Origin of the sequence: Mesorhizobium sp. ES1-3, from assembly GCF_020164795.1 — a bacterium.
GTDB lineage: Bacteria > Pseudomonadota > Alphaproteobacteria > Rhizobiales > Rhizobiaceae > Mesorhizobium.
Map to the genome: position 1 here is coordinate 23289 of NZ_JAIUGW010000037.1, position 8912 is coordinate 32200.

Consider the following 8912-nt stretch of genomic DNA (forward strand, 5'->3'; position numbering starts at 1 on the left):
CTCATACCCCTGTAAGTTCAATTTCGTGAGACAGGCGCGATATGGGCGCCGGCCTGAAGGCCTCTTGGCGCCAAGCCTGGAACATCAATACCGGCCACAAGTCGCGAGCATGATCCTGATGTCCATTGAGGTGGGCGCACCACGTTGCATCCACCCGTGCCAGATCAAGGATTCCGTCATCATGCACGCGGGCGTCGGCGAGTAGATCAGAGGCCCAAGCCCGCAGAGGCCCTTTGAGCCAAGCGCTGATCGGAACGTCAAATCCTTGCTTCGGCCTGTCGGTCAAACGCTGCGGCACATATCGGCCCAGCAGCTGGCGAAGGATCCACTTGCCTCTGCCGTGGCGAACCTTCGCCTTGTTGGGGAGCCGCCAGGCGAATTCGACGACGCGATGATCGAGAATGGGGCATCGTCCCTCTAGACCGCAGGCCATGCTGGCGCGGTCGAGCTTCACCAGTATATCGCCCGGCAGATAGCCGGTCGTGTCGTTGAACAGGAGACGTGACAGCAAGTCGTCGAGCTGTGGTGCGGCGAGATGCGAGGCGGATCGGTCACGCCGGAGAAGTGTTCCGGTGGACGATTCCGTGAGCCGCCAAATCAATTCACTCTCGCTGGACGCTCCCAGCAAACGAGCAAGGCGATGAAGCCGATCACTTCGCAACGCATGCCCCACATCAGTCGGGAGCGGCAAGGCGCGGATGAAGTCCTGGCCGGCGGCACCGGCGAGGAATCCCGCCCCGGCCGCCAACATCCAACGCACTGGACGTGGCAAGTTTTGCTGTCTTTTGAGCCGTCCCGCCAGGAAGTGCCTCGAATAACCTGCGAAGCATTCGTCGCCACCGTCCCCTGATAGCGCCACCGTGACATGTTGGCGTGCCAACCGTGACACCAGAAGCGTTGCAATTTGGGATTCATCCGCGAACGGTTCGTCCCAGACTCGCGGCAGTTCCGGAATGACGTCACGCATGGCAGCAGGCGAAAGGTGAAGTTCTGCATGATCCGTGCCGAGATACCGGGCAACCGCGGCGGCATGGGGAGCCTCGTCAAATCCGCTCTCGTCGAAAGCAATCGTGAACGTGCGGACGGGCCTGGAAGACTGCGCCTGCATCAGGGCGACGACGGTTGAGCTATCTATTCCGCCCGAAAGGAAGGCGCCTAGCGGCACGTCGGCGACCATACGTTCGCGCACCGCAACGCGGAGCAGTTGATCCAGTTCCGTTGTCAATTCCTCATCGGGGCCGGCGATCGGCTCCCGCCGCGCGGTCACCGCGACTTCGGCCAACGACCACCAGCGGCGGACGCGTCCTTCCAGAGAGCCGACGCTGCGGCATTCGACAACATCTGCCGCAGACACGGATAGGATCGCGCCGGGGGACAGCTTGAACACCCCGCGCCAGATGCAACTGTCATCGGGCACCCATCCCTTTGACAGCATGGCCGTGGCCGCGCCGACATCGAGTTCGAGCGAGAAGCCGGGGAAACATTTGATCGCCTTCAACTCGGACGCGAAGATCAAGGCATCGTGCGTCTGTGCGATGTAGAGTGGCTTCTTACCCATTCGGTCACGAGCAAGGTGCAGGGTGCGCGTCTGTCGATCCCAAAGGCCCAATGCGAACATCCCGACAAAGCGTGCAAGGGCCGCTTCGAGGCCCCACGTCTCGATCGCACACAGCATCACTTCGGTATCGCTGGAGCCGCGGAAACAGTGGCCCGCACTTTCCAAAACACGCCGCAGGTCACGAAAATTGTAGATCTCGCCGTTGAACGTAATGACATACCGTTCAGTCGCGGATTGCATTGGCTGGCGCCCTGCATCCGAAAGGTCGACAATGGCCAGTCGTCGGTGACCGAAGGCGATTCCGCCGTCCCGGTCCATCCATAAACCCTCGCCATCGGGCCCACGATGGCGAAGGGCCGTGGTCATTTGCCTTATCTCCCTGAGCGATCTCGCATCGGCGGCATCTGACGCGAGGAGAATTCCGGCTATCGCACACATAGGGTAGTGTCCTCGCTGAGGTGATGCAGCCGAGCCGCCTGAGGCGTTCGAGCGACAAGGCAAAGAGAGAGCGCGAACCAGACGACGGGATGGCGGATGATGAGATGCGGAATTCCGAAGACCACGATAGACACCGCTAGAGCGACCAGAGCATCGGATCTCGCTCGCCACGCCGCCAGGGCTGCGCAGGTGACAATCCACGCCAAGGCCAGGACCGCGACAAGGCCGCCCTGCGTGTAAAGGTCCAGGATGGTGCTGTGGGCCTCGAAGGGTCGCGGCAGGAACTGCAAATCCGTAATTGGCGGGCGTTCCAGATGTGGTCCAGGGCCAAGGCCCAGCGATCCCGATCTCACGCCCTTGTCCAAGGCCTCGCTCCAGAGGAACAGACGCAGCGCTGCGGTTTCGGCGGTCGCATCTCCGCCCTTATCCTTGGTGAGGCTCTTGGCGAACTCCGCGGCGCTGCTGACTTCAGTCAGAGCATAAGGTGTCAGCGCCATCGCCAAGGGCACACAGCCTATCAAGAAAACGAGACCGATCTGCCGCGAAAGTCTGGGCTTTTCGCCCTTGGACATAAGCCAGTTCCGGCCCCTCAGGCCAAGAAATATCAAACAGGTCAGGATTGTTGCATAAAGGTACGTGTCGCTTTTGGTGAGCCTTCCAAGATAGAAGGTCGGGATCAGACTGCAGAGCCCAAGTAAACGACCCCATCGACCGTCGGTGGTCATTGCCAGATGTAGCGCGAGCGGGCCAAATAATGCGCAATACAGCGCGAGTTGGTTCGGGTTGTCGGACCAACCGCAAAAGCGATCCCAGTACCATGGATCGATGCCAAACTGGTGAACCCAACCCCACGCAAGCCCTACTTGCCAGATAAAACCCGCAGTCGCGATTGCCACGACCCACCAGCCAATGCGGCGCAGACGTTGCGCCGCGTCCGGTTCCGCAACGGTGAGGCATGTGATGGCGATCAACAGAATGTATGCGAACGTATCGTGCAGCAGCGGATCCAGCACCAGCACCGTCGTGAAATAACCGACAATGGCGCCTATACCCACAGCGAGTGCCAGGATCAGCCAGAATATCGTGAACCGGGTCAGCGCAGGGGAGCTTTCCAAGCGTCCACCTGCGAGAAGTCGACCTACCGAAAGCGCGATCCAAAGCGTTAGGAACAATTCGGCGTAGCCCGTCGACAAACCAGGAATGACAAGCTGCGTGGCATATGACATGACAATGCCGCAGGCTAGGATGGCGTCGCGGATCATTGTCGAGCCCCGTCCAGTTGACGGCTTCCCGAAGCCTTTGCCAGCAAAACAGTGGGAGTTGACCGCGAAAGAGTGCCGTGCGCGCTTGCGAGGACGTTTTCGTACAGATCGCAATACTGATCGACGACCCCCGCGAGTGCGAACCGCTCCCTGACAAAATCCACGGAACGACTACCCATGAGTCTGCCGCGGTCGGGATCGGACAGAATGTCGATTATCCTCGACGCAAGTGCATTCACGTCGCGTGGTGGAACGAGATAGCCGTTCCATCCGTCTTCTATCACGTCATTGCAGCCTGGCATCCGTGAGGCCACGACCGGCAATCCTGCCAATCCCGCTTCCAGCAAGACGCGCGGAACCCCTTCCCGATATTGCGTGGGAAATGCGAACACATCCGCCATGCCAAGAAGCGCCGGAACGTCCCGCCTCGCGCCCAAGGCGATTACGTGAGGAGCGCAGCGGTCAATATCTGACTTCCTGACTGCGAATGGGCCCTCGGAATCCCGCGGACCGACAAGCACGAAACGCGCTTTCGGCCTTTGTGTCAGGATACGCGGGATGGCTTCAAGGAGCGTTGGAATTCCCTTGTGACGGGTCAGACGGCCGACAAATATGACAATTTCCGCCGACTCAAGGCCAAGCTTCTCTCGCATCGTGGCGGCCGAAGGACCGCGGTGCCTTGCCGTTGCGAATCCTTCTACATCGATGCCAGAACTTCGGATCAGCCTTCCCTCGCCGCGTCCAAGCAGCCGGTAGCGCTCGAAGAAGACCTGGTCATCCCGGTTTTGAAACACGGTTGCGGCAGTCCAAAACGAGGCGAGACCTTGAAGACCGCAAAAGACGGGACGCAGCGCGAGCGCCCTGGGTTCGCGTGAGGAGAATGTCCAACCAAGCCCATTGATCGTGCGAATGACGGGAACCTGCCCGCGTACGGCTAGCGGCGTCAACAGGTTGGGCTTGGTGTCGAAACTCTGGATAATGTCTGGCCGCAGTTCGATCAGCAATTTGCGAATTGCTTTCATTTCACCCAATTCCCCTCTGCCTTTGGCAAAGCGGTCGAAAGACAATCGACGGTGCGGAATCCCATGCGGCACAAACGCGTTCCCATCGTCACTGGAAACGGCAGTGACGCGGAAGCCCCGTTCGCGCACTGCCAATAGGAACGGGATTCTCAGGGGGTGATCCTCGCCACCCACACACGCCAGATGCGGCTTCATCCTGCCTCTCCCGCGCGTGCGCGACGGTTCAAGCATACGATGTGATGCCCGTTTGGATTTGTCCTCATCGCCCGCTTGATCGCTTTCATCGGCTAGCACCCAACCCCACGCTAGGGGCAGGCCGTCCCAATGTCCTCGTCTGTTTGAATGAAGCACATTGCGTCCGCAGGACACCGCATGCAAAACGATGCCACTTTGATGATGCCAGCAATACCAACCGCTGGAGCAGGACAAATGGAATCGATGAGAGTCGTCACCTCGCTACCGAGGCGAAAGCGATCTTGCTCGGCCGGCACGCCGCGGTGGAAAATGAGGGCCGGAATCCTATTTGACCAAGACACAGGTCCCGAGGAGCAAGCAACGCCTCGCCGCTACCTACAATCTTGGCTTACGTCCATATTGATGGACTAAATTTGCGAAATCTGCGCCGCCGGCACTTCACGCCGCTTCGGCTGGAAGGTTCGTGGTGGATGGGGGCTGGTTTAAGTGTCCTACAAATTGATGCGACCGGACGCCCAAACGTACCTCGGCCAAGCGTCGCACGACACTTACTTCGAATACACCCAAACACCGAGAAGCCGTGGACTTGCTTGAAATTCTATGAAAGTCGACCGGCAGAGCTGCCGCTGGAGGACAGGACAGGGAGCGTAAGCCTTGCCAGGAGGCAAGGCCAGAGGCTCTCTACAGTACCAAGAAAGATGATGCCGAGAGCGACATATGGGGAGAAACGGTAGCGAACTGGACTTGATGTGCGCTGCCAACTCCATCGCTGTCGTACGAAAGCGCGCCAGTCGTGCTGTTGTAAATGACGTGCTCGGCGCTGCTATGCGCACCTGTGCCGATGTGGAATGCCGCCGGAGGCAGGGCGCCCGCATGCGATCCGGCAAACACCGCATGGTCGAGCTGGATCTTGTCGCGTGCTACATTGAAGTCAGTAACCTTCGCGACATTGGCTGCGCCGAGGGCGGAATTGAAAACGAAAACGTCCGCGCCGCCGTGCCCTGTCAAGACATCCCGGCCTCCGGCGCCGCTGATGATGTTGTCACCGGCATTGCCCTGGATGGTCTGGCCGAACGCGTTGCCCGTGAGGTTGATCGCCCCTTTGCCGGCCGCATTCGTCGTTGCGAGGTGCTCGATTTGCGATCCTGCGGACAACGCATAACTCACAGAGGCCAGCACTGTATCGTTACCGCCGCGCGCCACCTCGACCGCCCGGTCGCCTGCATTGTTGACATGATATGTGTCATTGCCTCCCTGCCCGATCATAGTGTCGGCGCCAGTCGTCCCATGAAAGACATCCGATCTGCCAGTGCCTTTGAATGTGTGAACGGCAGGCTGTGTGGCGACACCATCAGGCTGCGTCGCCACCGCGTCGACACTTTGATTATGCTGCAGGAAAAAAGCCCTCAGCGCTGGCGAGGCTCCCAAAGCTGTGTCGCCTTGCTGAGAACCCCAAGCATAGGCATAGTCGAAGGCTGGTGAGGGAACCAACTTCGCCCAGTGGTCCATCATGGTCTGCTCCTGGGAGGCCGACGGAAGCACATATTTCCCATCGGTGTCGGTGATCCAAGTGCCGCCCCCAAATGTCTGATAGACCGGAACGATTTTACTCGCCGGGATGCCTGCAGCCTCCGCCGCAGCGACCGTTTTATCGATCATATTGTAATCGGTCGTGCTTGTTCCCGTCCGAACCGGATAGGGTGATAATCCGTAATAGTCGATGTGGGTGTTGGCTGGGTTGTAGGTGTTCGAAAAGTCCGGATTTGCCGACGATCCCATGTTCATCATTGTGATGAAGGTCTTGGCGCCCGGAAAATGGGAGTGGATCCAGTCTGATTCGGCTTTCAGGTTCGCCGCGCTCGCGTATGTATGCCATTTGCCCGTGGGGTCGGGTTCATCAAGCAGGAAGAATCCAAACACCTTGGAGTTGCCTATGAACGGAGTGACTTTGTCGATAAAAGACGTTGTTGTCCCGCCTGCCTCATTCAGCCAAACTAGGCCCTTCATGCCGGTAGGCAGGGCATTGACTTGGGCAACCGATTGAACGTCAGCGAGGTTGAACCCGGCGGCGGCAATGTCGGCGCCCGATCCACCCGATGTATAATGAAGAATAGGCATCTGATTCCCTCATCTGATTTGATAGCGCCCGACACCTGCCTACAAGAACCGAAACGTTAGGGCAAAATCAAATAGCACCTCTGCCTGATAGAATCCTTGATCAGCATCGCCATGGAATCGTCGAAAGTTGATGGTGCGCCACTTGAGTTGATGAGAATGCATCCAACGTTTCTAGCCAAAAGCGTATGGCATCAAATCCTTTGAACCGCCCGGCCCGAAAACGACTCGACGTGCCCGACGGGAACAGAACGAATGGACTTGACGTGTTTGGAATTGGCTATGTCCAGGCGGCAATGCTTGCCGAGGTGGTTACCAGGATGCTCTGCCTCGACATCGACACAAGGAAGGTGGAGCGGCTCAATCCGGGCTTCCTCCCGATCTTGGAACCGGGCCTTGAAAGCATCGCGAGGCAGAATCACGCAGCCGACCGCGTCAACTTCACCACGGATGGCCGTCGTCAACGTGCGCGAATCGACCATGACGCGCGAATCCGACGTCGTGCTGCCGACGCTGGCGGGGCCTGAGATCGGCGTCGCCTCGACCAAGGCTTTTACTTGCCAGCTCTCAGTACTGGCCTCGCTCGCCGTGCAGGCGGGCGTGGCACGCGGCACGATCTCGAAAGAGCAGGAGAAAATCCTGGTGCGGGAGCTCTCCGAAGCGCCGCGCTATGCCAACCAGGTGCTGAAGCTCGAAGAGCAGATCGAGCGGGGCGCGCGTGAGATATCGCGCTATTCGGATGTGCTCTACCTCGGCCGCGACACCAATTTCCCGCTGGCCATGGAAGGCGCGCTAAAACTCAAGGAAATCTCCTACATCCATGCCGAGGGCTATGCCGCGGGCGAGTTGAAGCATGGGCCGATCGCGCTGATCGACGAGAACATGCCGGTGATCGTGATTGCGCCGCACGATCGCATCTTCGAAAAGACCGTGTCCAACATGCAGGAAGTGGCGGCGCGTGGCGGCAAGATCATCCTGATCACCGACGCCAAGGGCGCGGCACAGGTGAGCGTGAAGACGATGGAGACGATCGTGCTTCCGGATGTGCCGGAAATCATCTCGCCGATCATCTACGCGCTGCCGATCCAGATGCTCGCCTATTTCGCCGCCGTGTTCATGGGCACCGACGTCGATCAGCCGCGCAATCTGGCGAAATCGGTGACGGTGGAATAGGCTGAACAAAACCGAAAGTGACGTGCGAGAGAGGCAATCATCCCTATTTATTTCATTTGCCGGATAACCTTATTAGCCGAGCGCCGTATCTTTCCTATACTCTTCATCTTCGGCAAAGCAGTACACAAATACATTTCCCGATAGCTCATCGGTCACCTGAATCCATTCCCGTCCCCATTTTCGCACAGTGAAGCGTCGACCGCTCAAGGTGGACGCCGCGGCGCGCGGTGTAGAAGCCTCAATCCTGCTGGCCCGCACAGCACGTTTCCCCCGCATTTCCTCAACCAGATAAACGGGCATCAGAAGCCCCCCAACCGTGACCAATTTCAACGCCGGCTAATGGGTTAGGTTCCAACACACCTGGTCCGATCTGCATCTGGACGACTGAATTCTACGCTGGACACCTATCTGTCAGGAAGGAAGCAAGCGTCTGGAGGCGCTTACTCGCGGAAAATGGCACCACGCAAAGGAGAAACGCGATGCGCGAGGCGTCGTTGATGGCGACATGGATGAATTCCCAGCCGACGCCGCGGCTGTCGGACTGGCCCTTGCGATCGCCTGCGATGCTGGCGAAACGCCAACCTCATGCGCGGTATGGATTCCGACGACCTCGGTGCGCCGCTTGATCTCGCCGTTGAGGCGCTCGATCGGATTCGTCGAGTGGAGCTTGGCGCGATGTTCCTTCGGGAAGGTCATGTAGGCCAGCACGTCGGGCTCGGCGTCGTCCATGATTGTCGCCAGCTTCGGCACCTTAGGCCGGATCTGGTCGGCGACGGCGCGCCATTGGGCGCTGGCGGCCTCCGAGGTCTCTTGGGCAAACGCGGTGGCGATGAAGGCTGAGACGACCCTGCGGCCGCTCTTGCCGACATGGGCCAGCACGTTCCTCATGAAGTGGACGCGGCACCTCTGCCATGTCGCGCACAGCACCTTGGTGACGGCGCTCTTGAGGCCTTCGTGGGCGTCGGAGACGACGAGCTTGACGCCGCGCAGGCCGCGACGTGTCAGCTTGCGCAGGAACTCCGTCCAGATCGGCTCGGCCTCCGAGGTGCCAATCTCCATGCCCAGGACCTCGCGCCGGCCGTCCGCGTTGACGCCGACGGCGATGATGACGGCGACCGAAACGATCCGCCCACCGCGGCGCACCTTCAG

6 protein-coding genes and 2 pseudogenes are annotated in these 8912 nt (G+C 59.4%); 2 read left to right on the top strand and 6 right to left on the bottom strand.

All coding sequences use genetic code 11. The features are described 5' to 3' along the window. Position 1: 1 nt before the first annotated feature. The 4 genes from asnB to LB536_RS29470 form a co-directional block, all read right to left on the bottom strand. Positions 2-1996 carry an asparagine synthase (glutamine-hydrolyzing) gene (gene asnB, locus LB536_RS29455; protein ID WP_140813616.1) on the bottom strand — a complete coding sequence of 665 codons (1995 nt, stop codon included), beginning with the start codon at positions 1994-1996 and terminating at the stop codon, positions 2-4. Beyond that, positions 1984-3258, bottom strand: coding sequence for an O-antigen ligase family protein (locus tag LB536_RS29460; protein WP_224598661.1), 1275 nt, complete (start codon positions 3256-3258; stop codon positions 1984-1986). Before LB536_RS29460 ends, asnB begins: the two co-directional genes overlap by 13 nt. After that, positions 3255-4475, bottom strand: coding sequence for a glycosyltransferase family 4 protein (locus tag LB536_RS29465; RefSeq protein ID WP_224598664.1), 1221 nt, complete (start codon positions 4473-4475; stop codon positions 3255-3257). Before LB536_RS29465 ends, LB536_RS29460 begins: the two co-directional genes overlap by 4 nt. 681 nt (positions 4476-5156) lie before the next feature. Then, on the bottom strand, positions 5157-6593 hold the full coding sequence (locus LB536_RS29470) for a calcium-binding protein (RefSeq protein WP_224598665.1): 1437 nt from the start codon (positions 6591-6593) through the stop codon (positions 5157-5159). Between the two features lie 317 nt (positions 6594-6910). Between LB536_RS29470 and LB536_RS31180 the strand changes: the two genes are divergently transcribed. After that, entirely contained in the window at positions 6911-7117 is a 207-nt protein-coding gene (locus tag LB536_RS31180; RefSeq protein WP_263489417.1) for a hypothetical protein, read from the top strand. Further along, positions 7044-7763: pseudogene (locus LB536_RS29480) on the top strand (SIS domain-containing protein); the annotation flags it as partial. The gene LB536_RS31180 and the pseudogene LB536_RS29480, both read left to right, overlap by 74 nt. 72 nt (positions 7764-7835) lie before the next feature. On the opposite strand, the gene LB536_RS29485 reads toward LB536_RS29480, so the two are convergent. Together LB536_RS29485 and LB536_RS29490 are read right to left on the bottom strand one after the other, a co-directional pair. Next, positions 7836-8063: a hypothetical protein gene (locus tag LB536_RS29485; RefSeq protein ID WP_140764205.1), complete on the bottom strand. Its 228-nt coding sequence runs from the start codon at positions 8061-8063 to the stop codon at positions 7836-7838. Positions 8064-8360: 297 nt separating this feature from the next. After that, positions 8361-8912 (bottom strand): annotated as a pseudogene (locus LB536_RS29490) (IS256 family transposase); the annotation flags it as partial.